Source organism: Thermus sp. FJN-A, assembly GCF_054655095.1.
Genome location: NZ_BAAHSC010000191.1, coordinates 1 through 471, shown reverse-complemented (window position 1 = coordinate 471; position 471 = coordinate 1). Strand labels below are relative to the sequence as shown.

Sequence of the window (471 nt, the reverse complement as noted above, 5' to 3'; positions counted from 1 at the left end):
TGCGCCGGGCAATCCGCGAGCGGGCGGAGGGCTTTTTGGGCTACCCGCCCCGGGAGGGGGATGCCGAGCTCAAGGCCCTCCTGCTGGACAAGGCGGGCCTTTCCGGGGAGGTAGCCTTCATGCCCGGGGTGGTGGTGGGGCTTTATGCGGCAGTGGCCGCCTTCACCGCCCCCGGCCAGGGCGTCCTGACCCAGGTACCCGTCTACCCCCCCTTTCTGGCCGCCATCCGTGAGCAGCGACGCACCGTCTTGGCCAATCCGCTCCAGGAAACCGAGGGGGGCTTCCGCCTGGACCTGGCCGGCCTGGAGCGCCTGGCCTACGCCACAAGGCTTCTCCTCTTCTGCCACCCGCAAAACCCCACGGGGAGGGTCTTTAGCGAGGAAGAGCTGGAGGCGGTGGCCGCCATCGCCCGCAAGCACGACCTCATCGTGGTCTCCGACGAACTCCATGCCCCCCTCACCTACGAGCGCC

General features: G+C 69.4%; 1 pseudogene. It reads left to right on the top strand.

The features are described 5' to 3' along the window. Positions 1 to 471 (top strand): annotated as a pseudogene (locus ACYQ0J_RS08915) (cystathionine beta-lyase); the annotation flags it as partial.